The 25297-nt window shown below is 45.5% G+C and carries 19 protein-coding genes, 21 tRNA genes and 1 rRNA gene; 6 read left to right on the forward strand and 35 right to left on the reverse strand.

The genetic code is table 11. The features are described 5' to 3' along the window. Positions 1–51: 51 nt before the first annotated feature. From menB to C1T29_RS17305, 4 genes are read right to left on the reverse strand one after another with little or no spacing between them, the layout of a single operon-like run. A complete protein-coding gene (gene menB, locus C1T29_RS17290; protein ID WP_003229054.1) occupies positions 52–867 on the reverse strand; it encodes a 1,4-dihydroxy-2-naphthoyl-CoA synthase in 816 nt (271 codons plus the stop codon). A 34-nt stretch (positions 868–901) separates the two neighbouring features. Beyond that, on the reverse strand, positions 902–1726 hold the full coding sequence (gene menH / locus C1T29_RS17295; protein ID WP_095432489.1) for a 2-succinyl-6-hydroxy-2,4-cyclohexadiene-1-carboxylate synthase: 825 nt from the start codon (positions 1724–1726) through the stop codon (positions 902–904). Beyond that, complete coding sequence (gene menD / locus C1T29_RS17300; RefSeq protein ID WP_095432490.1) at positions 1714–3456, reverse strand: 2-succinyl-5-enolpyruvyl-6-hydroxy-3-cyclohexene-1-carboxylic-acid synthase; 1743 nt, start codon at positions 3454–3456, stop codon at positions 1714–1716. The genes menH and menD overlap by 13 nt, the downstream gene beginning before the upstream one ends. Continuing rightward, complete coding sequence (locus C1T29_RS17305; RefSeq protein ID WP_095432491.1) at positions 3453–4868, reverse strand: isochorismate synthase; 1416 nt, start codon at positions 4866–4868, stop codon at positions 3453–3455. The genes menD and C1T29_RS17305 overlap by 4 nt, the downstream gene beginning before the upstream one ends. Before the next feature lie 289 nt (positions 4869–5157). On the opposite strand from C1T29_RS17305, the gene C1T29_RS17310 reads away from it, so the two are divergent. Next, positions 5158–5877, forward strand: a complete 720-nt coding sequence (locus tag C1T29_RS17310) for a yteA family sporulation protein (protein ID WP_095432492.1) — start codon at positions 5158–5160, stop codon at positions 5875–5877. A gap of 8 nt (positions 5878–5885) precedes the next feature. Here the strand turns inward: C1T29_RS17310 and C1T29_RS17315 are convergent, their stop codons facing one another. Further along, a complete protein-coding gene (locus tag C1T29_RS17315) occupies positions 5886–6704 on the reverse strand; it encodes a UTP--glucose-1-phosphate uridylyltransferase (protein ID WP_095432493.1) in 819 nt (272 codons plus the stop codon). Positions 6705–6875: 171 nt separating this feature from the next. Here C1T29_RS17315 and C1T29_RS17320 point away from each other — a divergent pair, with 171 nt between their 5' ends. Genes C1T29_RS17320 through C1T29_RS17330 form a run of 3 tightly spaced genes read left to right on the forward strand, consistent with a single transcriptional unit; the run spans position 6876 to position 10335 of the window. After that, on the forward strand, positions 6876–8162 hold the full coding sequence (locus C1T29_RS17320) for a UDP-glucose dehydrogenase family protein (protein WP_103749881.1): 1287 nt from the start codon (positions 6876–6878) through the stop codon (positions 8160–8162). Further along, positions 8159–9109 carry an NAD-dependent epimerase/dehydratase family protein gene (locus tag C1T29_RS17325; RefSeq protein WP_103749880.1) on the forward strand — a complete coding sequence of 317 codons (951 nt, stop codon included), beginning with the start codon at positions 8159–8161 and terminating at the stop codon, positions 9107–9109. Before C1T29_RS17320 ends, C1T29_RS17325 begins: the two co-directional genes overlap by 4 nt. 2 nt (positions 9110–9111) lie before the next feature. Further along, positions 9112–10335 carry a glycosyltransferase family 4 protein gene (locus C1T29_RS17330; RefSeq protein ID WP_095432496.1) on the forward strand — a complete coding sequence of 408 codons (1224 nt, stop codon included), beginning with the start codon at positions 9112–9114 and terminating at the stop codon, positions 10333–10335. Positions 10336–10406: 71 nt separating this feature from the next. Here C1T29_RS17330 and C1T29_RS17335 read toward each other — a convergent pair whose 3' ends face one another. From C1T29_RS17335 to cotSA, 3 genes are read right to left on the reverse strand one after another with little or no spacing between them, the layout of a single operon-like run. After that, positions 10407–10841 (reverse strand): hypothetical protein, encoded by a 435-nt coding sequence (locus tag C1T29_RS17335; protein WP_103749879.1) that lies wholly within the window; start codon positions 10839–10841, stop codon positions 10407–10409. Position 10842: 1 nt separating this feature from the next. Beyond that, entirely contained in the window at positions 10843–11898 is a 1056-nt protein-coding gene (gene cotS, locus C1T29_RS17340) for a spore coat putative kinase CotS (protein WP_095432498.1), read from the reverse strand. Between the two features lie 14 nt (positions 11899–11912). Further along, positions 11913–13046, reverse strand: coding sequence for a spore coat protein CotSA (cotSA, locus tag C1T29_RS17345; RefSeq protein ID WP_014665116.1), 1134 nt, complete (start codon positions 13044–13046; stop codon positions 11913–11915). 189 nt (positions 13047–13235) lie between these two features. On the opposite strand from cotSA, the gene cotI reads away from it, so the two are divergent. Both cotI and C1T29_RS17355 read left to right on the forward strand, forming a co-directional pair. Then, complete coding sequence (cotI, locus tag C1T29_RS17350; RefSeq protein WP_083252916.1) at positions 13236–14309, forward strand: spore coat kinase CotI; 1074 nt, start codon at positions 13236–13238, stop codon at positions 14307–14309. A 92-nt stretch (positions 14310–14401) separates the two neighbouring features. Then, positions 14402–14869, forward strand: a complete 468-nt coding sequence (locus C1T29_RS17355; protein ID WP_103749878.1) for a TspO/MBR family protein — start codon at positions 14402–14404, stop codon at positions 14867–14869. Between the two features lie 30 nt (positions 14870–14899). On the opposite strand, the gene glgP is transcribed toward C1T29_RS17355, so the two are convergent. The 27 genes from glgP to rrf all read right to left on the reverse strand — a co-directional run bounded on the left by glgP (position 14900) and on the right by rrf (position 25084). After that, a complete protein-coding gene (gene glgP / locus C1T29_RS17360; RefSeq protein ID WP_103749877.1) occupies positions 14900–17296 on the reverse strand; it encodes a glycogen phosphorylase GlgP in 2397 nt (798 codons plus the stop codon). Then, a complete protein-coding gene (gene glgA / locus C1T29_RS17365) occupies positions 17283–18737 on the reverse strand; it encodes a glycogen synthase GlgA (protein WP_103749876.1) in 1455 nt (484 codons plus the stop codon). Before glgA ends, glgP begins: the two co-directional genes overlap by 14 nt. Beyond that, the gene (glgD, locus tag C1T29_RS17370) at positions 18734–19765 is read right to left on the reverse strand and encodes a glucose-1-phosphate adenylyltransferase subunit GlgD (protein ID WP_103749875.1); all 1032 of its coding nucleotides are present in this window, start codon (positions 19763–19765) and stop codon (positions 18734–18736) included. Before glgD ends, glgA begins: the two co-directional genes overlap by 4 nt. 23 nt (positions 19766–19788) lie before the next feature. Further along, on the reverse strand, positions 19789–20931 hold the full coding sequence (locus tag C1T29_RS17375; RefSeq protein ID WP_071581079.1) for a glucose-1-phosphate adenylyltransferase: 1143 nt from the start codon (positions 20929–20931) through the stop codon (positions 19789–19791). Then, a complete protein-coding gene (gene glgB, locus C1T29_RS17380; protein WP_103749874.1) occupies positions 20928–22811 on the reverse strand; it encodes a 1,4-alpha-glucan branching enzyme in 1884 nt (627 codons plus the stop codon). The genes C1T29_RS17375 and glgB overlap by 4 nt, the downstream gene beginning before the upstream one ends. 232 nt (positions 22812–23043) lie before the next feature. Next, positions 23044–23115, reverse strand: a tRNA-Glu gene (locus C1T29_RS17385). 30 nt (positions 23116–23145) lie between these two features. After that, positions 23146–23236 (reverse strand) — tRNA-Ser (locus tag C1T29_RS17390). A gap of 3 nt (positions 23237–23239) precedes the next feature. Further along, positions 23240–23314 (reverse strand) — tRNA-Asn (locus C1T29_RS17395). Positions 23315–23326: 12 nt separating this feature from the next. Then, positions 23327–23403 (reverse strand) — tRNA-Ile (locus C1T29_RS17400). A gap of 15 nt (positions 23404–23418) precedes the next feature. Further along, positions 23419–23492: transfer RNA gene (locus tag C1T29_RS17405), tRNA-Gly, on the reverse strand. A gap of 10 nt (positions 23493–23502) precedes the next feature. After that, positions 23503–23578 (reverse strand) — tRNA-His (locus C1T29_RS17410). A gap of 20 nt (positions 23579–23598) precedes the next feature. Then, positions 23599–23674, reverse strand: a tRNA-Phe gene (locus C1T29_RS17415). Positions 23675–23686: 12 nt separating this feature from the next. Then, a tRNA-Asp gene (locus C1T29_RS17420) sits at positions 23687–23763 on the reverse strand. Between the two features lie 11 nt (positions 23764–23774). Beyond that, a tRNA-Met gene (locus tag C1T29_RS17425) sits at positions 23775–23851 on the reverse strand. Positions 23852–23868: 17 nt separating this feature from the next. Further along, a tRNA-Ser gene (locus C1T29_RS17430) sits at positions 23869–23961 on the reverse strand. 6 nt (positions 23962–23967) lie between these two features. Further along, positions 23968–24044 (reverse strand) — tRNA-Ile (locus C1T29_RS17435). Between the two features lie 2 nt (positions 24045–24046). After that, positions 24047–24123 (reverse strand) — tRNA-Met (locus C1T29_RS17440). 21 nt (positions 24124–24144) lie between these two features. After that, positions 24145–24217 (reverse strand) — tRNA-Ala (locus tag C1T29_RS17445). Positions 24218–24222: 5 nt separating this feature from the next. Then, positions 24223–24299: transfer RNA gene (locus C1T29_RS17450), tRNA-Pro, on the reverse strand. Positions 24300–24314: 15 nt separating this feature from the next. After that, positions 24315–24391: transfer RNA gene (locus C1T29_RS17455), tRNA-Arg, on the reverse strand. Between the two features lie 9 nt (positions 24392–24400). Then, a tRNA-Leu gene (locus C1T29_RS17460) sits at positions 24401–24486 on the reverse strand. Positions 24487–24500: 14 nt separating this feature from the next. Further along, a tRNA-Gly gene (locus C1T29_RS17465) sits at positions 24501–24575 on the reverse strand. 5 nt (positions 24576–24580) lie between these two features. Next, positions 24581–24667: transfer RNA gene (locus tag C1T29_RS17470), tRNA-Leu, on the reverse strand. A gap of 10 nt (positions 24668–24677) precedes the next feature. Then, a tRNA-Lys gene (locus tag C1T29_RS17475) sits at positions 24678–24753 on the reverse strand. Positions 24754–24790: 37 nt separating this feature from the next. Then, positions 24791–24866, reverse strand: a tRNA-Thr gene (locus tag C1T29_RS17480). 4 nt (positions 24867–24870) lie between these two features. Beyond that, a tRNA-Val gene (locus tag C1T29_RS17485) sits at positions 24871–24946 on the reverse strand. Between the two features lie 22 nt (positions 24947–24968). Further along, positions 24969–25084, reverse strand: a 5S ribosomal RNA gene (rrf, locus tag C1T29_RS17490). Positions 25085–25297 lie beyond the last annotated feature (213 nt).

The raw sequence follows: 25297 nt of genomic DNA on the forward strand, positions 1-25297 counted from the left end.
AACAGCTTGGACCGCAAAGTCTCAAGCTGTTGGTTGACTAAGTATTGCTGATCACGGGAAACGGGGGAACTGTCCGAAATCAGGTTTGCGTTTTTCCTTGAAGGAATCACGGCCTTCTTTTGCTTCATCTGTTGTGTAGTAAAGAAGGGTAGCATCCCCTGCAAACTGCTGAATTCCAGCAAGTCCGTCTGTGTCCGCGTTAAACGCAGCTTTAAGAAAGCGCAGTGCGGTCGGGCTTTTTTCAAGCATTTCTTCACACCATTTAATCGTTTCTTCTTCAAGCTGTTCCAAAGGAACGACTGTGTTGACAAGACCCATGTCCAGTGCTTCTTGTGCGTTGTACTGACGGCATAGGTACCAGATTTCACGTGCTTTTTTGTGCCCTACAATTCGAGCCAGGTAGCCAGAACCGTAACCTGCATCGAAGCTTCCCACTTTAGGGCCTGTTTGTCCGAAAATTGCGTTGTCTGCAGCAATTGTCAAGTCACATACGATGTGAAGCACATGGCCTCCGCCGATCGCATATCCAGACACCATCGCAACAACAGGTTTCGGAATGACACGGATTAAACGCTGAAGATCCAATACGTTTAGACGCGGGATCTGGTCGTCTCCTACATATCCACCGTGACCGCGCACTTTTTGGTCTCCGCCAGAACAAAATGCTTTGTCCCCTGCGCCGGCAAGCACGATAACCCCAACGTTTTGGTCGTCTCTTGCGTCAGCAAACGCATCAATCATTTCAGCAACCGTTTTAGGGGTAAACGCATTATGTACCTCAGGTCGGTTGATTGTTATTTTTGCAATGCCATTATACGTTTCATACAATATCTCATCGTATGTCCGTTTTGTTTTCCATTCAGCCATATGATGACCTCCTTTTATTCTCTATGTGAATGAGTCAGATGCTTGTCAAAAACTCACTCACTATTTTACCAAACAATCGCGGCTGTTCCACATGGACCGTATGTCCTGCCTTTGGAACAATCTCTATTCTACTAGAAGGAAGCATCTTATGCACCTCTTGATTGATGGCACAAAATTTTTCGTCCCACTCGCCGCAGATAAGGAGCACAGGAACGGCTATTTCTTCTACACGGCTCCACAAGGAAGGCTGTGAACCGGTGCCCATGCCGGTTAAACTGTTCGCAAGCCCAATCTTATTGTTCCGCAGACGGCCCGATCGTATCCTGTGCCGAATATCTTCTGCCAGCCGCTGCTGGGATGAAAACAAAGGGATGTTCTCCCAATACTCAACAAACGCTTTGATCCCGTCACGCAAAATAAAATCAGCAAGCTTCCGGTCCCGCATGATCCGCTCCCGCCGTTCCCCAAGCGTTTTGAGTCCCGGCGTTGTGCTTTCAAGCACAAGTGCTGATACCCGCTTTGGATATGTCATCGCAAAAGAGTAAGCAAGCCTTCCTCCCATAGAATACCCAATCAATTTCACTTTGTGAAGTTTTAATTGATTAAAAATCTCGGCAAGGTCAGAAACCTGCCGGCTAGTGCTGTATCTTTTCCCATTCAGCGGGGCATCGGTTTCACCATGCCCTAAACAATCAATTTTGATCAAGCGAGAATCAGGCAGCATCTCATCAAGAAAAGTCCATGATTGTTTGCTGCCAGTAAACCCGTGCAGACAGACGACGGCTTCGGAAGCATCCGGCCCGACGTCTGTCACAGCATATCGGACACCATCTGACACCGTTATGTTTACAGATCCCATTGCTTTTTCACTTCCCGCACAGCCTCGTTCAGCATATCGCGATGAAGCTGGACTCTCGATTGGCGATCTGTTTTGATTTCGATCAAATGGAGTCCGGGCTTGTCTGCCTGCGGCGCGTAATCTGTTTTGAATTCATCCCATGAAGCCGGGCATGAATACGTTCCGCCGTAAAGTGCAGCCGCATGCTTGAAATCGAGCCCAATCGGTGTGCCGAACAAATCTTCAAAGTGTGTCTTCTCAGAAGCCTGCGGCAAAAAGGAGAAAATCCCTCCGCCGTCATTATTGACAAGAATCACAGTAAGAGGAATGCCCAGTTTTTTGGCCGCGAGCAGGCCGTTTAAATCATGATAAAAAGATAAATCTCCAATCACAAGGGTAACAGGCGCTTTTGTTCCTTCACATACCCCCATCGCAGAGGAGACGACACCGTCTATTCCATTTGCGCCCCGGTTTGAATAAATCCGGAAAGGGCGTTCCTGCTTTTCAAAAAACGTATCAACATCCCTGATCGGCATGCTGTTGCCGACAAACAGCGAGCTGTTTTCAGGCACAAGATGCTGAAGGATTCGATAGAGATTGCCTTCAAACGAAACATCTTCACTGCTGATGGTTTGCAGATGCGCACGGAACCGCTCATTGACATACTGCCACTTCTCAAGCCACTCTGATGATCTGGTGGCAGCAGTAAGGCCTGCCATGATCTCCTCAGCAAAAACAGACGCATTACAATGGATCATATGCGCGCTTGCCTGTGTCGGGTCTCTCCACCCTCCATCCTCGTCAATCACGATTTGCTGAATCGCCGGATCATCCTTAAGCCATAAGAAAACCGGTTTTGAAACAGGCATCGGCCCAAACCGGATGACAACATCAGGACGAAGTTTCAGCTTCAGCTCATCATCTTTTAAAAATGAATCATACGCATCAATGACAGTGCTTTTATCATGAACACCATTCCGCAAATTAGATAGCGGATCCGCTAAAATCGGATACTGAAGCGCTTTTGACAACGCAATAATGTTTTCCTTATCCGCTTCACTATGGAGCTCTCCGCAGACGATCATTCCTTTTTCAGCCTCTGTGAGCATTTCAGCCACATCAGACAGGGATTCGCGGTCAACAGACTGCGTACCCGTTTTTACAGACACATGACGGCCTGTTCTCATTCTTCCAAACGGCTCATCCGAAAGATCCGGCATCAGCGGTTCGCGCAGCGGCACATTCACATGGACAGGCCCCATTGGTCGTTTTTGTGCTTCACCGGCAGCGCGGCTTGCCAGCGTTCGGATGTATCTCAGCATTTGCGGAGACTCTTCAGGAAGAGCAGAGTCTGTGAAAAACTTAACAAAGTTACCGAATAAGAAGTGCTGATTAATAGCCTGCGGTGCGCCTACTTCGCGCAGCTCATGAGGCCGATCAGCAGTTAACACAATAATTGGCACCCTTGAATAATGGGCTTCAACCACAGCCGGATAAAAATTGGCCGCGGCTGTTCCTGATGTGCAGATCAATAGTACGGGACGCTGCTTCGCTTTTGCCAATCCTAGTGCAAAAAACCCGGCCGATCTTTCATCAATTTGGACATGGACGCTAATATCGGGGTGCGCGGCAGCAAGAATAGCCAGCGGCGTGGATCTTGAGCCCGGACAAACGACGGCGTCCGTAATTCCGGAAAGGGCGAATTCATCAATAAAACTTCCGATGTAATGAGTAATCGGGTTGACAGTCAACGCCTCTCACCTCCTAATGCAGAGATCATCGGCTTCAATTTAATCTGCGTTTCTTCATATTCCGAGATTGGTTCCGAGTCTTCCACAATACCGCACCCGGCAAACAGCCTTGCTGTTCTGCCTTCGATCAGTCCGGAACGAATGGCTACTGCGAATTCCCCGTTATCTTGGCTGTCAATCCAGCCGATAGGGGCTGCATACCAGCCGCGATTCATCGGTTCAATCTCTCGGATCACTTCAACAGCTTTTTCCTTAGGTGCTCCCCCAAGCGCCGGAGTGGGATGCAGCTTCTCAATTAAGTCAAAAATCGAAGCAGAGTCACGCAGCTGTCCGACAATCGGCGTAAATAGGTGCTGAACGCTTTTTGTTTTATACAATACAGGTCCATCAGGCTTTTCAACCTCCGAACAGGCTGATTCAAAAGCGTTATGAATCATGCCTACGACAATATCATGCTCAATCAGGTTTTTCTCATCGTTTAATAATTCAAGCCCGATCCGGCGGTCTTCTTCTTCATTCACGCCTCGTTTAATGGAGCCTGCCAGACAAGTAGACATGACAGTGCTGCCGTCCCTTTTGATCAGTCTTTCTGGAGATGCGCCGACAAAGGTTTTGCCTCCCTGTTCAATTGCAAAAACATAACTTGTCTGCTGATCGTTCAGAAGCGTTTTAAGCACCGGTTCAATTTGGATTGGACCGTCAAACGTGAGCAGCAGCTCTCGGGCAAGAACCACTTTATCATATTGTTTCTCTCTAATTTGGTTTGTTGCCGTTTTGATTGCTTTCAGCCAATCATCCTTATCCAGCTCTTGAACTTCTGCAATCACAGCTTGATCTTCTTGCTTGAAACCGGGAATCATAAATTCCGCTGCAAAAGCTTGTAAGCCTTCCAAAACAGCCTCTGCATCTTCTTGTCCTTTTACCCATCTGTTGACTGTTAAGAACGGGCCTTCAGCAGTCATTGTCAGCATAAGCGAAGGCACAAAGAAATCCCCTTCCGAGAAATGGTCCCATTGTGTACCTCTTTCTTCGCAAGGGTCAAAAGAAAATCCTCCGAATAACACAGGTCCCACTGCAGAATGCTGCAGCTTTTCTTCTTCATAAATATGAAAAGCCGTCTTTTTAAAGCGCTCCCATTGTTCAAAAACCTCACGATACCGCTCGCTGCTTTTTTGATTTGTCTGGAAAACCGCTTCTTTGCCAAGACCGACTATTGTCAATTCACTTTCAGGATCTGACCAAAAAAATCGATTGCCTGTATATTTTTTTGCTCTGTAATTGAAAAATGATAGAGGGTCAAGAGACTCGATTTGTCTCGAATAGCTTATTAAGACAGCATGGTTGACTTCTTTGGCTTTATGTAATGCATGTAGAACTTCCTTTCGGAACGTACGCTGCACCGTTGTCACCATGAGACATTCCTCCATAATCCTTAAAATGCTTTTAATACCATACACCTGTGTCTTCTTTGTGTCAAACACAGATCGTGCAGTCCAAATGGCCTGCCTTACCTATTATAAACCTAATTTCAGAAATGAAAAAGAAACAAAGCTTAAATTTCTTTCTCCACTGGTAGCAAAGCTTGTATCCGCTTACCATAAAAGGAAAATCCCCTATATTCCTCCATCCGGCATTTATGAAAGTTCTCCGGCGATCTGTTCATACTAAAGGTATGCATCAAAGAGAAACGAGGCGATCACATTGCTTACAAAAGACAAGCTGCAGCATTTAAAAAATGAACTGGAGCAAACGAAAAAAGATATCTTAAACCGTTTCAAAGACAATGACCATTTTCAGCTCAATTCAGCCTTTCCGTATGATTCAATGGGTGAACTTTCAGCTTATGATAACCACCCCGGAGACCAAGCAACCGAACTTTACGAGCGTGAAAAAGACATCGCTCTCGATTTACATGAGCGAGAGCACCTTCGGGACATTGAGCATTCATTAAAAGCGATAGAAAACGGTACGTACGGTATTTGTGAAGTCAGCGGAAAGGAAATCCCTTACGAAAGACTTGAGGCGCTTCCGACTGCCACAACACTCGCGGAGTATTCGTCACAGGACGTGGTGTCCAAAGACCGTCCGATTGAAGAAGAAACACCTTTCGGGCAATTTGAATTTGACGATGATGAAGAAATCAGAGCGCCATATGACAGTGAAGATTCCTATCAGGATGTCGAAAAATACGGTAACTCGCAAACGCCGCAGGATATGGAAAATCCGCCGCTCAGCTACGATGATATGACGATGAACGCCGAAGAGAATATCGGCAATACGGAGTCTTACGAAAATTTCATTGCTACTGATATCACCGGCAAAGAAATTACAGTTTATCAAAGCAGGGCCCATGAGCGTTATGAGGAAGAGCTTGACGAAGAGGGAATCATGACAACATTCGGCGATCTCCACGCTGATTGAACCCCCGATTATCGGGGGTTCTTTTCCGTTTTCAGCATATCGGAAATCAGCCTCAAATAATCCTTTTGCAGGCCGATGTCATACCGCTCGCCCTCTAGCAATTTCCCGTAAACATTGCATGCCCCGAGTGAAGCTTTAATCGCATCCGTTACCTGCACTTCTCCTCCGTTATCAGCTTCTAATTCGTCCAGCTTATCAAAGATATCCGGTGTAAAAATATAACGTCCTGCTGCAGCAAAATGAGATGGCGGGTTTTGTTTAGGCTTTTCCACAATATCCTGGATGCGATAAACCCCTTTTTCAACAGGCTCCCCCTTTATCACCCCGTAATGATGTAAATCCTCCGTTTTTGTTTCTTTTAAGCCGATCACACTGGACTGATATTTCGTATACGCTTCAATCAGCTGCCCTAAAGCCGGCTGATTGGCGGAAAAAATCAGATCATCGGGCAAAACGACGGCAAAAGGTTCTCCGCCTGCAAATGGCCTTCCGTAAGAAATGGCATCACCCAAACCCTTTGCATAAGGCTGGCGCACATAGTGAATCCGTATATCTGGAATTGGATGCTCACTGAGTAAATGAAGTTTATCCCGGGAGGCCAGAAAAGCTTCGAGTGCCAAAGAGGAATCGAAGTAGTCGACAATCAGGTTTTTATGGCTCGATACAACCATCAAAATGTCCTCAATGCCTGATTCCTTTAGTTCTTCAACAATATAATGAATTACAGGCTTAGACCCTACCGGAAACATTTCTTTCGGAATCACCTTCGTCACCGGCAGATTTCTCGTGCCGAATCCTCCGGCAGGAATGATCGCTTTTTTTATCATGGTATTTTCCCCTCAGCTTATGTTTATTACATGATATTCCAAGAGCGCATCCCGATGTTTGTCCATGTGAAATTAGGCGGACGCAACTGGGCAGAAAGCGGAATCACGAACCAGCCCTTTTTTAATAGGATATTGATATATGACCAGTAATCTTGAAAAGGAGCTCAGGTGATGAAAATTTGTGTGGTTGGCGCCGGATATGTCGGTTTAACTTTATCAGCGGCACTGGCATCCATCGGGCATGACATGATATGCACAGACAAAGACGTCAAAAAAATCGAGCAGCTGAAAAATGGAGACATTCCCTTTTACGAGCCTGGGCTTTCTGATGCAGTAAACCATTGCGGCAATCTCTCGTTTTCTTCTGAAGTGAAATCGAGCATGGAGAAATGTCCCGTCATCTTTATCGCAGTCGGAACTCCACCGCGTTTGGACGGGTCAGCTGATACGAAAGCCCTGCAGTCCGTCATCAGCGATTTGAGCGAGGCGATTCGATCGTATAAAACCATTATTACGAAAAGCACTGTTCCGCCCGGGACAAATGAAAACATAGCAAAACAGCTGGTTGCCTCCGGTGTGTCTGAAAGTTTGTTTAACATCGTATCCAATCCCGAGTTTCTGCGGGAAGGTAACGCCTTATATGACATGCTGCATCCTGACAAAACGGTCATCGGTATTCAGGAAGGAGATCACGTATCGGCAGCAATCGTCAAATCTATTTACAAACACATTGACACCCCTTATATCATTACAAGCTTAGCAGGAGCAGAGCTGATCAAATATGCCAACAACTTCTTTTTAGCAGCCAAAATCTCACTCATTAACGAAATGGCCCGCTTATGTGAAGCCTATCATTCAGATATCTCGGATATTTCCCGCGCTATCGGACTAGATCCGAGAATCGGGAGGCACTTTTTGCAGGCTGGCATCGGATACGGCGGCTCTTGTTTTCCAAAGGATCTGCAGGCGCTGCAATTTGCTGCCAAGGAAAAAAACACGGAGACCTTCCTGCTTCAAGCCGTGCAGCACATTAACGACACCCAGCTCGGCCTGTATATCAAAAAAATACAGTCATTCTTCGATACACTTCAAGGCAAGAAAGCAGCTGTACTCGGCATTTCCTTCAAACCCCATACCGATGACACCAGAAATTCTCAGGCCGTCAGACTGATCGAAAAGCTGGCAGAGCTGGGATGTGATGTTCATGCATATGATCCTGAAGCTGTCCTTCCAGAACATTTGCGGCAACATGCAACTCAGCATTCTCAAGCTTTCGATGCGATAGAAGAGAGTGACTTTTTATTTTTGGCGACAGAATGGCCTGAGTTTTTAGCGTTTGATTGGAAAAAGGCTGCAGATATCATGAAAGGGCGTCTTGTGATTGACGGACGCAACGTACTGAAAAAAGAACCGATCGAGGCTTGCGGCCTGATCTGTACGGGGGTTGGGCGCCCATGAGAATACTCGTCACAGGAGCAGCGGGATTTATCGGCTCCCACCTCTGCGAAGAATTACTGAAGGATAAGAGACATCACGTTATCGGAATCGATGACTTTATCGGTCCTACTCCATTTTCCTTAAAATTAAAAAACCTTAAAACCCTGCTGCAAGAAAAACGATTTACGTTTATAAAGGAAAATCTGCTGACAGCGGATCTTTCTCCCTTACTGGAAGGAGTAGACGTCATCTTTCATCTGGCGGCCATTCCGGGTGTCCGCTCAAGCTGGGGCAATCATTTTCACCCATATGCCGCACATAATATCCAGGCGCTCCAAAGACTTCTCGAGGCATGCCGGGAACATCCTATTCAAACGTTCGTCTTTGCATCCACCTCTTCCGTCTATGGCGAAAAACAAGGAAAAGTCAGCGAGAACACATCGCTTTCTCCTTTATCTCCGTACGGGGTAACAAAGCTTACCGGCGAAAAGCTTTGCCATGTGTATCAACAAAGCTTTGGCATTCCAATTGTGATTCTCCGTTTTTTTACCGTTTACGGACCAAGACAGCGGCCGGACATGGCTTTTCACCGGCTCATCAAGCAGCACCTTCAGCAACAGCCGCTCACGATCTTCGGTGACGGGCAGCAGTCAAGAGATTTTACTTACATCGGCGACTGTGTCAAAGGCATCACCGCTGTTCTTGGGAAACCCCACCTTATTGGTGAAACGGTAAATATCGGCGGTGCTGAACGTGCCTCAGTCTTAAAGGTTGTCTCCCTCATTGAAGAGATTTCCGGCAAAAAAGCAACACTGCACTTTTCGGACAAAATAGCAGGGGAACCGAGCAACACGTGGGCGGATATTTCAAAAGCAAAGCAGCTCTTGCATTATGATCCTGCCACATCCTTAAAGGATGGCTTGACTAACGAAATTGCCTATTTATCGTCGCTGTATCAGGGGGAATGAAAATGAAGCTTGCCTTTATCTGTACAGAAAAGCTGCCGGCGCCCGCGGTACGCGGCGGCGCTATTCAAATGATGATTGACGGTGTCACGCCCTATTTCAGCAGCCGCTACGACCTGACCATTTTTTCAATAGAAGATCCATCGCTTCCAAAAAGAGAAACGAAAAACGGCGTACATTATATCCATCTGCCAAAAGAGCATTACCGAGAGGCGGTAGCCGAAGAGCTGCGAGCCTCTTCCTTTGACCTCATTCATGTGTTTAACAGGCCTTTAAATGTCTCTTTATATAAAAAGGCTTCACCAAACAGCAAGATCATTCTGAGCCTGCATAACGAAATGTTTTCTGAAAAAAAGATGACCTTCGCGCAAGGAAAAGAAGTACTCGACAATGTCTCCATGATCACAACTGTCAGCGAATTTATTAAACAAACCGTCATCGATCGTTTCCCTGAAGCCGAGGACATCACAAGAGTCGTGTACTCGGGCGTTGATTTACACGCTTATCCGCCCGTCTGGACGACGAAAGGCGCGGCTGTCAGAGAAACATACCGAAAAAAATACGACATTGAGGATAAAAAAGTTATTTTATTCGCCGGCCGCTTAAGCCCGACAAAAGGGCCTCACCTTCTCATCCACAGCATGAGACGGATTTTGCAGCAGCATCCTGATGCTGTACTTGTCATAGCGGGCGGGAAGTGGTTCAGCGATGACAGCGAAAATCAATATGTCACCTATCTTCGCAAGCTGGCGCTGCCGTACAGAGACCACGTGATCTTTACAAAATTCATTCCCGCAGACGACATACCAAACCTTTTTCTGATGGCAGATGTATTTGTGTGCAGCTCTCAGTGGAATGAACCGCTCGCCCGTGTGAATTATGAAGCAATGGCAGCCGGCACGCCCTTAATTACCACAAACCGGGGCGGAAACGGAGAGGTCGTAAAACACGAAGTCACCGGCCTTGTCATTGACAGCTACAACAAACCTTCTTCATTTGCAAAAGCAATTGACAGAGCCTTTACAGATCAAGAATTAATGAACAAAATGACAAAAAACGGCCGTAAGCATGTAGAAGCTTTATTTACCTTTACACATGCTGCCAAACGGCTCAATGAAGTTTACCAATCCGTTTTGACCCCGAAAAACAAACAATTCCCGCCGCCTTTTCTGACGCAAAACCTTGATTTATCATCAATCAATCAGCTTTTTGTGAAAGCAAAATCATAAACCTACAGCTCGCGTTGCAAAACGGGCTGTTTTTTGTTGCAGAGAGCTCAAAAAAAGGCATAAAAGTGACTTTATGCCTTTCGCTTTACAGCTGAAGAAAACCATGGAGCTGGTTTAGAATCACTTGGAAGAATGATGATTTCCACTCTGGCTTCCTCCGCTAAGTCTGGTTCTTCATCATCATGCTCTTCTTCCTCAAAGAGCGGCATTGAGCGTTCCGAATCACGCTCCTTCTCAGGCTCTCGAGCAGTTTCAAATTTCGTTTTTTCTTCATCATTGATGATATTGTGTTCAGTTTCCTTTTCCTTCTTTTCTTCTTGATATTCTTTCGGTGCATTGATGTGAGGAAGCTCTCGGATGCTGCCCACAGCTAAATGCTTCTCCTCTTCCTCCTTCTCAGCTGAGATTGAGTCATGAGCCTGCCACCCCATTGATCCAGGCGGTGTAAATACGAATTGGTCAAGATCCAATTTAGAAATAGAGGCTTTTTGTCTCGAAGACCTCATGTCAATTCGCCTCCCGATACGCTTTTATCTTTTTATAGAGTTCCGGCAGTTTATCCAAAAACGAATCTTTAGATTCTTCAACGGAAATCATATTTTGCAGCGCCCAGTTATACTTCTCATCTGACCACGTTTTCTTTTGCTTCAAATAATATTTATGGCCGATTGCACAGAACAAATGCGGAAACGCGAGATCAATCCAAAGTACCTCGTACTGTTTTTCTGTGAGCGGATACACTTTGTCATAGGCCGCAAGCAGTGCAACCATGAAATCAGTATCCCACACCGAAAGCTTAACCATCACTTTATTCAGCAGAATACGAAGGTCTCTTGAAGGCAAATCGTAGGTAATCGAGTGAAGCTCCTTTAAAAAGGGCTCCCCGTCGATCTCAGTCAAACGTGCCAATGTAAAATCCTGAAAACAGAATCCGCCATGCTCGAGCGTTTCTTTTGTCCAGGTTTCGTATTCTGAGTCATCAAGCGCTTGAAGTGCTTCTTTTCCTCTTGCCAGCATTTTATCAGCATGTTTTAAGAAAGTTTGCGAAAATACGTCATCAGGATAAGATGCTGCGATCTGCATATTCCCTTCAAGTTCCTGCAGCTTCCATCGGTACAATTTATGCCATTTTCCCAGCCTGCTTCTCTTCTTGCTTTCATCTGTGCAAACATATCCTTTTGACGCATGATGAAAATGGCCTGCAAACGACATGACTTTTTTCATTTGCTCTGCATCATAGTAAATCATTTCTTTTCCTGTCACTTTGTCATATAAGCTGTAAGAAACCTGATCCGTGCCCAAGCAGCTACCGCTATTTTTTGTTTGGTGAATCGGCGCTATCGGCAGCCCTTTCTCTTGTAAATGGGCATGTGCCTGAGTAATAAAAAGCATCCGCTCCGGCTTCATTTGCGCTTCTTTTAGCAGCTTTGGGCCATGATCAGTTTGAACTTCCCAGATTTTGCGCCCGCTTTTGTTCGATTTCAGCGCCACATTGTCAATATGAAAAGGATAATAGCTGAGAATTTCAGACACAATCTGTTCTTCATGCTCTTTTTGGTACACTCTGTTCACCCCTTCTATCTGTTCTTTTCATAGACGCTGAGCAGATTTTCAGCCACCCTCTGCCAGCCGAAATTGCTTTCTGCCTCACGGCGGCTGTATTTCCCAAGCCGTTCCCGCTTTTCCGAGCTTCTCAGCAAATCATTGATATGTTCGGCATATTGTTTAGGATTTTCAAAGTCATGAATGATGTAGCCGTTTTTCCCTTCCTCTATGACCTCTGGATTGCCTCCCCGATTGCTTGTAATGATAGGCAATCCCGCAGCCATCGCTTCATAATGCACCCTTGCTAAAGGTTCCTGCCATTGCGAAGAGCACACAAATACATCTGACATGGTATAAAGGCGCGGAATGTCCTTTGGCTTCACAAATTGAATAAATGTGACATGATCCTTTTGCATCGCGCCAAGGGTATGAAGATGTTTGACATAGTTATTTAACTCATTATCTCCGAACCATTTGGACCCGATAAACACCATCATGACATCGGGATGCTCCTCAATGATGTCCGGCAAAGCCTGCAATAAAATGTGCGGGCCTTTGACTTTGCTAAGACGGCCGACAAATAGGACGATTTTTTTGCCGTGAAGCCCCAGCTCGCTTCGCATCTCTTCGCGAGCCCGCTGTCCTTCATTCGTCCAGCGGGGGTGATACGCTTTTAAATCCACACCGGAATAAACTGTTTTTGTTTTTGATCGGGCTGACGGAAAACGGCTTGTGATCGTCTGTCCGATATAATCGCTGACCGTAACAATCTGCGCTACGGAATCGATGCAAATCTCGCCTTCTGCCTGGCTGATTTTATCGTAAGCAAACATTTCATTGTGAACGCTTAATATAAAAACAGCGTCCGGCGCCTGTTTCTTCAATTTTGGAACCCAGCTTGGGCGATTACAAACATGCACAAGGTCAAAGCGGCTCCTTCTCAGCTCTTCTCCAACAGCTTCTTCATAACGGTCTTCATCCAAATGCACATAATGGACACCGTCTGCCGTCTCTCTATCAGCGAGATTCGGATCTTTAATAGAAAACACAGTCACCTCATGTTTTTTGGCAATTAAAGGGGCAACCGCTTCGAGGTAGATTTGAATGGCGCCTCCTCGAACCGATGGGACAGGAAGTTTCTCTGTGGCAATCAGTGCTATTTTCATACATAGCCTCCATTCCTGCATGATTTTTAACTAGTTAGAATCATGATACGGCTGATCAACCAACTTGTGCGGATTGGGACTGCCCCAAAAACAAAACGGGTAAACAACCATATTCTTCTATTAAATATAGTCAAATATCTCAATCATTTTTTCCTTTTGATTCATAAGGTAGGAGTAAAACAGGTAAGGATGTGTCCTTTAATGGCAGAAAACCACGAAGTCATTGAGGAGGGGAATTCATCAGAGCTTCCTTTATCAGCAGAAGATGAAAAAAAATTAACGGAGCTGGCTGAAAATGTGCTTCAAGGATGGGATGTGCAGGCTGAAAAAATAGACGTCATTCAGGGAAATCAGATGGCGCTGGTCTGGAAGGTCCACACAGGCTCCGGCGCGGTTTGTCTGAAACGAATACACAGACCGGAAAAGAAAGCGTTATTTTCCATTTTCGCGCAGGATTATTTAGCAAAAAAAGGCATGAATGTTCCTGGCATACTCCCAAACAAAAAAGGCAGCCTATATTCCAAGCACGGCTCCTTTCTATTTGTCGTATATGACTGGATTGAAGGAAGACCGTTTGAGCTGACTGTAAAGCAGGACTTGGAGTTTATCATGAAAGGCCTTGCTGATTTCCATACAGCGTCCGTCGGATATCAGCCGCCGAATGGCGTTCCCGTATTTACCAAATTAGGGCGCTGGCCGAACCACTACACGAAACGGTGCAAACAGATGGAAACGTGGAAGCTGATGGCGAGAGCGGAAAAAGAAGACCCTTTCTCACAGCTTTATCTTCAGGAGATAGACCGCTTCATTGAAGACGGCCTGCGCATCAAAGACCAGCTTTTGCAATCGGCCTATGTTCCATGGACTGAACAGCTGAAAAAAAGCCCTAACCTTTGCCACCAGGATTACGGAACCGGAAATACACTCTTAGGAGAAAATGAACAGATTTGGGTCATCGACTTAGATACCGTATCATTTGATCTGCCTATTCGCGATTTGCGCAAAATGATTATTCCGCTTTTGGATACGACGGGCGTTTGGGATGACGAGACATTTCATGTCATGCTGAACGCATACGAATCCAGAGCCCCATTAACTGAAGAACAAAAACAAGTCATGTTTATAGATATGCTGTTTCCTTATGAGCTTTACGATGTCATTCGCGAAAAATACGTCCGCAAGTCTGCTTTACCGAAGGAAGAATTAGAATCAGCTTTTGAATATGAACGCATTAAATCAAACGCATTGCAGCAGCTGATTTAAACCCATCATTTCCCCCGCATATCGGGGGTTTGATCTTTATAAGCTAAAGGGTAAGTATAAATGTAAAATAAATACATACGGAGGTTGCAAACATGAAAAAGATGATCGGCGCCATAGCGGTTTTTGTGATTACATACGTGCTGTTTTCAGCCGCAGGATACCTGTTTCCTGTTGACCAAGAATGGTACAATTCATTAAAAAAACCCGACTGGACGCCAAGCGGATCTGCGATCGGCATCATTTGGGCCATTCTGTTTGCCCTGATCTCCCTTTCAGCTGCCATTATATATGCTGCGTTTTCTTTTAAAGGTGCAAAAAGCTTTTGGTTTGCGCTTTTAATAAATTACGTGCTCAATCAGGCATTCAGCTATTTCCAGTTTACGCAAAAAAATCTGCTGGCTGCATCGATTGACTGCCTGCTTGTCGCCATTACAGCAATCGTATTACTGATCATTGCGAAAAAATACAGCAGAGCCGCAAGCTATCTTCTTTTGCCTTATTTTTTATGGAGTGCATTTGCGACGTTCTTATCCTTTACCATCGATTCAATGAATCTGTGAACAAAAAAAGCCGCTTATACAGCGGCTTTTTCATATCATCGGCTTGATGCCCCAAATGTCCTTCGCATATTCCCGGATCGTGCGGTCGCTGGAGAAATATCCAGAATGAGCAATGTTTACAATCGAACGCTCAGACCATTTCCTTCGTTCTCGATAATCAGCTTGAATTCGCTCTTGCGCATCTGCATATGAGCTGAAATCCTTCAGTACAAAATACTCATCATTATGCGGAAGCAGCGAGTCATAGATCGATTCAAACTCATCTGCTTCTCCTTCAAAAAAACCATTGATCAGCTGATCGACTACCTGCCTGATTCTCCGGTCATGCTGATAATATTCCCTCGATCTATAACCGCCGTTTTCCTGATACGATAGAACATCATCCGCTTTTAAGCCGAACGTGTAAATACAATCAGGGCCCACCCGCTCAAGGATTTCGATATTAGCGCCATCATGCGTGCCGATCGTCAAAGCGCCGTTCATCATAAACTTCATATTTCCTGTACCAGACGCTTCCTTGCTTGCGGTTGAAATTTGCTCACTTACATCTGATGCCGGAAAAATTCGCTCAGCCATAGAAACTCTATAATTTTCTAAAAAAACAACTTTGATCAGCTGTTTGACCGCCGGATCATAATTGACTTTATCTGCGACAGAATGGATCAGCTTGATGATTTTCTTGGCATAATAGTAGCTTGGTGAAGCCTTTGCCCCGAAAATAAAGGTTTGCGGGTAGATTGAAAACCCAGCGTCCTCCTTGAGGCGGTTATACAAATACATAATGTGAAGAACATTCAACAGCTGCCGTTTATATGCATGAAGCCGTTTCACCTGTACATCGAATATGCTGTCAGGGTTCACAACCACCCCTGCCGTGCAAAAAATCAAATCGGCAAGCTCTTGTTTTTTCTTGCTTTTGTTGTTTTGAAACTGTTCAATAAATGCAGGATCAGAGGCGTACGATTCTAAATGGATCAGTGATTCCGGCTGTTTCACCCATTCATCGCCGATGGCCTCTGTAATGATGGCAGACAAGCCTGGATTCGCTTTTAACAGCCAGCGCCTGTGGGCAATCCCATTCGTCTTATTGTTAAAACGATTCGGGAACAGCAAGTGAAAGTCACGCATCTCCCTTTCCTTTAATATATCGGAATGAATTTTTGCAACACCATTTACACTGTAACTGCCTACTATGGCCAGATGAGCCATTTTGACAACACCATGCGCTGTAATCGCCATGTTCTCTATCCTTTTCCAGTCTCTCGGATACTTTTCCCAAACTGCGCGGCAAAACCTTTCATTGATCTCTTCAATAATCATATACATGCGCGGGAGCAGCGGCCTAAACAAATGAATCGGCCATTTCTCAAGCGCTTCTGACAATGTTGTATGATTCGTATAAGAAATCGTATGTACAGTGATATGCCAAGCTTCTTCCCAGCTCATGTCCTCTTCATCGAGCAAAATCCGCATCAGCTCAGGCACCGCAAGCGCAGGATGAGTGTCATTAATATGAATGCTCACTTTTTTATGCAGGCCGGATAAAGATTTATGCGTTTTTCGGTAATTGTTTACAATGCTTTTTAAGCTTGCGCATACCAAAAAATACTGCTGCTTCAGACGTAAAATTTTCCCCTCGTCATGGGTGTCATCGGGATATAAAAATTCAGAAACCGCTTCTGTTTCCCGCTTATAAGACAAAATATTACCGCCGTGATAATGCGCATAGGGCTCGGCGTTCCAAAGTCTTAACGTGTTGACAGTGCCTGTTTCATAGCCGATGATCGGGATATCATAAGGAACAGCGGTAACAATTGTCGCTTGTTCGTGGCGAAAATGCAGGCGCCCGCTTTTTTCTGTCATATGGACTTCGCCCCAAAACGGAACGTCAACTGCCTGATCCGCATTCCTTACTTCCCATACATTCCCGTTTTTCAGCCATTGCTCAGGCAGCTCCACCTGATGCCCGTCTACAATTTTTTGCTCAAACAAGCCATGCTTGTAACGGATGCCCATCCCGTGCCCCGGCAGGTTCAACGAAGCAAGAGAATCTAAAAAGCAAGCGGCCAACCGGCCAAGCCCGCCGTTGCCGAGACCAGCATCGTTCTCTATCTGAAGGATCTCCTCTAAATTGATGCCGATATCCTTTAAACCAGCTTCTACAACATCACGAACACCGAGATTCATTAAGTTTTGTTCAAGGAGCTGACCGAGCAGAAATTCGATTGATAAATAATATGTCTGCTTCCCGGAATTGGATCTGCTTTTTTCATTCGTCTTGATCCAATCTGCACTGATATACTCTCTGACCATATTGCCCAACGTTTTATATTGATCCAGCTTGGCAGAATCTTTAAAGCTTTTTCCGCACGTCATTTCCAGGCGCTTTAAAAATAAATCTGCAAAGCGTTCTTTACTCGAGAACATCCCGTCCACTCCTTGTCACATGCTCGAAAATGCGCTGATACTCTTTAGCCGACTTCCCCCAGCTGTAATCTGCATTCATTGCGGTCTTCATGATGCTCTGCCATACATCCTGTTGGCGATAAAACGACAGCGCCCTTTCAATCGTAAATTTCAGGTCATGCGCATTGAAGGCGGAAAATGTAAAACCATTGCCCGTCCCCTCTTCCTCCTGATATGAACGGACAGTGTCGTAAAGTCCGCCCGTTTCTCTAACAATGGGAATGGCGCCATATTGAAGAGCAATGAGCTGTCCCAAGCCGCACGGCTCAAATTTCGACGGCATCAAAAACATATCAGATCCCGCATAAATTTGGTGGGCAAGCGGCTCATCAAACCCAATATAAGCTCGGCACTTCTCATGAAAAGCAAATTCTGCATACCGGAAATAATCTTCAAATTCACGTTCTCCTGTGCCCAGCACAACCAGCTGTATGTCTTGCTCCTCAAGAAGCTCGTGCATAATTCTGCGGACAAGATCAAGCCCCTTTTGTTTAGTGAGCCTTGTCACCATACTGATCAGCGGAATATCGTTTTTCTCTGGAAGCCCCATTCGCCGCTGAAGCTTTGTTTTGTTTTCCATCTTGCATGCAAGATGTTCCGAGTCGTATTGCGCCTCTATATAAGGATCGCTTTTCGGCTGATAGAACGTATCATCAATGCCATTTAATATGCCCGTTACATCATTTTCCCTATATTGCAAAACCTGTTCCAGCTGCTCACCATAATACGGTGTCAAGATTTCATTTCTGTAAGTAGGGCTCACAGTCGTCACATGGTCAGCCGCAATGATGCCCGCCTTCATAAAATTAACAAATCCGTTGCATTCTAACCTTTCATAGTGAAAATGATCCATCTTAAGACCCAGCAAGTCATGTGTGACATCAGGAGGGAATATGCCTTGAAACTGTAAGTTGTGAATCGTGAGCACGCTTTTCATGCGTTCATAAAAAGGATGTTTTCTGTATTCCTCTTTCAGCAAATAATTGACCATCGCTGTATGCCAGTCGTGAGTATGAACAATATCGGCTGGAACATTCACAACTTTGGCAGCCTCCAGCACAGCTCTTGAAAAAAAGGCAAACCGCTCACCGTCATCATAATGCCCATACAACGAATCCCTGTTGAAATAGTACTCATTGTCGATGAAGTAATAATTCACATCATCCTCTGCCATATGTTCAATTCCGCAATATTGCTGCCGCCAGCCGACAGCTACGGTACACTCAGCCTTTTTTTTCATACGCTTTTTCCACAGCTCAGGTATTTGGCTGTACTTCGGCAGCATCACAGCTACCTCATTGCCTAATCTCGCAAGCGCCTTCGGAAGCGCACCTGCTACATCGGCAAGACCTCCGGATTTAACAAATGGGGTGCATTCAGACACAGCAAATAATATCTTCAAGAATTCATCAGCTCTCCTTGCACCAAACCTTTTCTTAATACAAGCGGATGGTCAGCTGTTCCAGCAGCTTCCGTCGCCTTGCCGATTTTAACGTCCTTATCAGAAATGACCTGCTCAAGAAGACAATCCTCACCAATCTGCGTTTTTTGCATAATAATGCAGTTTTTCAGCTTCGTACCCTTTCCGACATGGACCGCCCTGAACAAAATGCAGTTTTCAACCTCTCCTTCAAGCACACAGCCGTTTGCCACCAAAGAATTTTTGACAGTGCTGTGTTTTCCGTATTTCGTCGGCGGCTCATCCTTCACTTTTGTGTAGATCGGCTGCTGCGGCAAAAACACCTGCTGCCAAAAACGAGGCTGAATGAGTTCCATACTGTGGGTATAATATTTTTCCACCGAATCAATAACAGCGGCATAACCTGAATATTCATAAGGGCAAATGGTCAAGGCGGAAGCTTCCTTTTCAACAGCCTCCTGAATGGTTTTATAGCCTTTTTCGCTATGTCCGTAGATGAGCTCCTTTAAAAGTGTTGTAGACATGATATAGATTTGCAGCGACTGGCCGTCCTGAAATACCTCGGTGACATCGCAGCCAACCTCCTGATGGCGTTTCAGCACATATTGAAATTGAATGTTGCATACGGTATGGCTGTTGGAGATAACAGCATATTGCTGCGTGCTTCTGTGGAAGTAATCTAGATGGTCCGAAAACTGGCGAAAGGAACCGAATTCATCGTATTCGTGATGAAGATGGGGAGACGGAAAAAAAAAGAGACCGTCCTTTTTCCGATGCAAATCCCATTCCTTACCTGCCCCAAGGTGATCCATGAGTGAACGGTAACGATACTTCGGAAAAATGGCAACACTCCTAATATCCGCATTCACCATGTTGGAAAGCATAAAATCAATCAGTCGGTATCTGCCGGCAAAAGGAATCGCTCCAAGCGACCGCTGTGCCGTTAAATCCTGAAGAGAATGCTTATATGTGGTTTCATCTATAACACCTAACATTTGATTATTGAACACTGATTCTGCCCCCTGTTCAGTAATTAAATCAATTCTTTTTCTACAAATTCCTCTGAAACGAGCAGCGCCTCTTCAATGTCTTTTTCGGAGCGAATCACTGCACCATCCGGGAGCACCATCCCCTTAGGAACGATGGCATTTTCAATCACTACATGCTCCCCAATCGTCACATCCGGCATGATAACGGATGATTTGACAGTCGCATGCTTACCGACAGTCACACCTTGAAAAAGAACGGAGTGAGACACATTTCCATACACAACACAGCCTTCGTTCACAAGCGAATCTTGAACCTGTGCATCAGATGAAATAAATTGCGGGGGCTGATTGGGATTGACGGAGTAAATTTTCCATTTGCGTTCAAACAGCTTCAGCTCCGAGTCCTCTTTTAACAAATCCATATTGGCTTCCCACAAGCTCTGCACTGTTCCGACATCCTTCCAATATCCTTTGAACGGATAAGCGGAAAGCTTCTTTTTCTCCTTCAAAAGCAGAGGAATAATGTCCTTGCCGAAGTCGTGGCTAGAATAAGGGTTCTGATCGTCCATCTCAAGATACTGTTTCAAAAGCGGCCAATTGAAGATATAAATTCCCATTGAGGCAAGATTGCTCTTAGGGAACTTGGGCTTTTCATCAAATTGTGTGATCGTCCCATCTGGATTGGCCTTCATAATCCCGAACCGGCTTGCTTCCTCCCAGCCCACTTCGATGACAGAGATGGTCACATCTGCTTTCTTTTCAATGTGAAAGTCAAGCATTTTGCCGTAGTCCATTTTGTATATGTGATCCCCTGATAAAATCAGTACATACTCAGGATCATACTGATTCAAATAATTGAGATTTTCATAAATGGCGCTTGCCGTCCCTTTATACCATTTGACTTCTGATGACTCAGCATAAGGAGGTAAAACCGTCACTCCGCCATTATATCTATCAAGATCCCATGCACTGCCGATTCCAATATAGGAATTTAGCTCAAGCGGCTGATATTGCGTTAAAATCCCGACTGTGTCTATGCCTGAATTAGAACAGTTGCTTAGGGTAAAATCAATAATCCTGTATTTTCCCCCGAAAGATACAGCCGGTTTGGCCATATTTTTTGTTAATCCGCTGAGACGGCTGCCCTTTCCGCCGGCAAGGAGCATGGCTACACATTGTTTTTTCATCTTTTTATCTCTCCTCTTTTTCTAACCGCCCGTAAAATCGAGATGCCGTAAGGGGGGATGGTCATCGTGATATAACAAGGTTTATGATGAAGAGCTCCCTTTTTGGCCGATAACGGCTTTTTATTGATTTGTCCTGAGCCTCCATATGTTTCACTGTCACTGTTCAGCACTTCGATGTATTGGGTAAAAAAAGGAACTCCAACATCATATTGATGATAGACCACGGGTGTAAAATTACAAATGATGACAAGCGCCTCACTATGCTTTTTGCCATAGCGAATAAAAGAAAAGATTGATTGTTCGTCATTATGGACATCAATCCATTCAAATGATTGTGCACGATGGTCATGTTCATAAAGGATTTTGCTTTTTTGATAAAAGCGGAGAAGATCTTGCGTAAAAACGCTGGCTTTCTGATGCATGGGGAAGGAGTCCAAAAACCAATCAAGCTGTTCTGTATCTTTCCATTCATCAAATTGGGCAAACTCTGATCCCATAAAGATCAATTTCTTTCCGGGATGCACTGTCATATAGCCCAGCAAAAGCCGATACTGGGCAAATTTCTGCCAGTAGTCGCCAGGCATTTTATTAAGAAGTGATTTTTTTCCGTATACGACTTCATCATGAGAAAACGGCAACACAAAATGTTCACTAAACGCATACAGTAATGAAAAAGAGATAAGCTGATGACAATGCCGCCTTTCTTCAGGAGGCGTCTCCATGTATTTCAGTACGTCATTCATCCATCCCATATTCCATTTATAATGAAAACCAAGCCCCCCTTCCTCAACGGCACCTGTCACTTGAGGCCATTCTGTAGAATCTTCCGCGATCATCATCACCTGTGGATATGCCTCTCTCATGGTTTGATTGAGTTTTTTTAAAAATTCAACAGCATATGGATTCGTGTGGCGTTCATCCTGATTTGGCCAATACAAGATATTAGCCACTGCATCAACCCTAAATCCATCTATATGATAGAATTCCGCCCAGTACAACGCATTCGAAATTAAAAAACTATGAACTTCTGGTTTTCCCAGGTCAAAATTTGCCGTACCCCATAACCAGTTCTCCCGATCACGTTCTTCTTTGTATTCATAAAGCGGTTCTCCATCAAACATATAAAGGCCATGTGCATCTTTACAAAAATGTCCAGGAACCCAATCTAAAATGACTCCGATATTTTGTTGATGACATTCATCAACAAACCTCATCAGATCGTGCGGTGTGCCAAACCTGCTTGTCGGGCTGTAATACCCCGTTCCTTGGTAGCCCCAGGAACGATCATATGGATGCTCATACACCGGAAGCAGTTCAATATGGGTAAACCCATGCTCTTTGATATACGGAATAAGTGTCTGACTTAACTCTTTATAGGAGTAATGCCTGCCATCAGAATGCTTCTTCCAAGACCCGAGATGCAGTTCATAAATGAAAACAGGTTTCTCATACAGCGTCTTAGTCTTCTGTTTCTTTTGCCATCTTTGATCTTGCCAGCTGTACCCTTCCAAATCGTAAGTAAGTGACGCTGTGTTTGGTCTGACTTCTGAATAAATGGCGTATGGATCTGCCTTCAGCCTAATCTCACCGCAATTCGTCACGATTTCATATTTATATCGTTCCTTTTCTCCTAAACCCGGAATAAATAACGTCCAAATGCCATTATCATTCACTCTGTGCATCACATGCTGTTCTCCCGACCAGCTGTTAAAATCCCCAGCCACTCGTACTTCCGACGCATGAGGCGCCCACACACAGAATTCATATCCGCTTGTGCCATTCAGCTCACGAAAATGCGAGCCAAACAGCTGATAGCTTTTAAACAGACTGCCTTCGTGAAAAAGATAAACATCATGTGCTGTAGGGCTGGCAGCGGCCATGTAATCATCCTTTCTGACATCATAGTTTTCATTTATAGTATTTATTCGAAGAAATAAAAAAAAGCCCTTTCCTGAAAGCGCTTATACTTATAGACAATTAACTTCATTTTCTGAAGAAAAACGAAATATATGGAGATTTTTGTTGCCTGTTTTAAAATAAAGAACGAAGCTTATGACATATCCATGATTTATAAAAATAAAAAAGCCTTGCAGGATATGCAAGGCTTCTGGATGACCCGTACGGGATTCGAACCCGTGTTACCGCCGTGAAAGGGCGGTGTCTTAACCGCTTGACCAACGGGCCGACAATTATAAATTTATATCTGTAATCATATGGCGGAGAAGGAGGGATTTGAACCCTCGCGCCGCTTACACGACCTACACCCTTAGCAGGGGCGCCTCTTCAGCCACTTGAGTACTTCTCCATATGGCTCCACAGGCAGGATTCGAACCTGCGACCGATCGGTTAACAGCCGATAGCTCTACCACTGAGCTACTGTGGAATATAAAAGTCATGGTGGGCCTGAATGGACTCGAACCATCGACCTCACGCTTATCAGGCGTGCGCTCTAACCAGCTGAGCTACAGGCCCATGACGATATAGAAATGGAGCGGGTGATGGGAATCGAACCCACGACATCAGCTTGGAAGGCTGAGGTTTTACCACTAAACTACACCCGCAATTTTTATTTGGGGCGATTGATGGGAATCGAACCCACGAATGCCAGAGCCACAATCTGGTGCGTTAACCACTTCGCCACAACCGCCAAAATATATATTGATAAAATGGTGGCTCGGGACGGAATCGAACCGCCGACACACGGATTTTCAGTCCGTTGCTCTACCAACTGAGCTACCGAGCCTAAGTATTTAAATGGCGGTCCGGACGGGACTCGAACCCGCGACCTCCTGCGTGACAGGCAGGCATTCTAACCAACTGAACTACCGGACCATTTTAAAATTTGGTTGCGGGGGCAGGATTTGAACCTGCGACCTTCGGGTTATGAGCCCGACGAGCTACCGAACTGCTCCACCCCGCGATGATTGGGAATATGTATGGCGGAGGAAGAGGGATTCGAACCCCCGCGGGCTTTGACACCCCTGTCGGTTTTCAAGACCGATCCCTTCAGCCAGACTTGGGTATTCCTCCGTATAGTGGTGGACCTTGTAGGACTCGAACCTACGACCGGACGGTTATGAGCCGTCTGCTCTAACCAACTGAGCTAAAGGTCCATTGGTAGCGGCGGAGGGGATCGAACCCCCGACCTCACGGGTATGAACCGTACGCTCTAGCCAGCTGAGCTACACCGCCAAATATTTTTTAGAAACCAAGTGGAGCCTAGCGGGATCGAACCGCTGACCTCCTGCGTGCAAAGCAGGCGCTCTCCCAGCTGAGCTAAGGCCCCAGGAATGGTCGGGAAGACAGGATTCGAACCTGCGACCCCATGGTCCCAAACCATGTGCTCTACCAAGCTGAGCTACTTCCCGATTTCATATAGATCATGGCGCGCCCGAGAGGAGTCGAACCCCTAACCTTTTGATCCGTAGTCAAACGCTCTATCCAATTGAGCTACGGGCGCAAAACTTAATGCCGAGGGCCGGACTTGAACCGGCACGGTAGTCACCTACCGCAGGATTTTAAGTCCTGTGTGTCTGCCAATTCCACCACCCCGGCGTGGATGGTATAGTTGGAGCGGAAGACGGGATTCGAACCCGCGACCCCCACCTTGGCAAGGTGGTGTTCTACCACTGAACTACTTCCGCAGAAATGGTGCGGATGAAGGGACTTGAACCCCCACGTCTGTAAAGACACTAGAGCCTGATTCTAGCGCGTCTGCCAATTCCGCCACATCCGCAACATGTAAATGGTGAGCCATGAAGGACTCGAACCTTCGACCCTCTGATTAAAAGTCAGATGCTCTACCAACTGAGCTAATGGCTCTTCTTACAAGAGACTTAAGTATTATATCATATAAAAGTGGTGCCGGCAAGAGGACTTGAACCCCCAACCTACTGATTACAAGTCAGTTGCTCTACCAATTGAGCTACACCGGCAAAATGGTGGAGGATGACGGGCTCGAACCGCCGACCCTCTGCTTGTAAGGCAGATGCTCTCCCAGCTGAGCTAATCCTCCATAATTGCACTAACGTGCAATTGCTTGGCGGCGTCCTACTCTCACAGGGGGAACCCCCCGACTACCATCGGCGCTGAAGAGCTTAACTTCCGTGTTCGGTATGGGAACGGGTGTGACCTCTTCGCTATCGCCACCAAACAAATGCCTTCAGGATGAAGGTACTGGGCGTTTCTCACAGGATGTGAGAGCCCTTAGCGGAGTTTCCTTACCTTTTCCGCCTTTAGAGAGGTGTTCTCTCAAAACTAGATAACAGGTGTGACATCATTCAAAATGTGGTTAAGTCCTCGATCGATTAGTATCTGTCAGCTCCATGTGTCGCCACACTTCCACCTCAGACCTATCAACCTGATC

The sequence above is a fragment of the Bacillus sp. MBGLi79 genome (assembly GCF_002953915.1).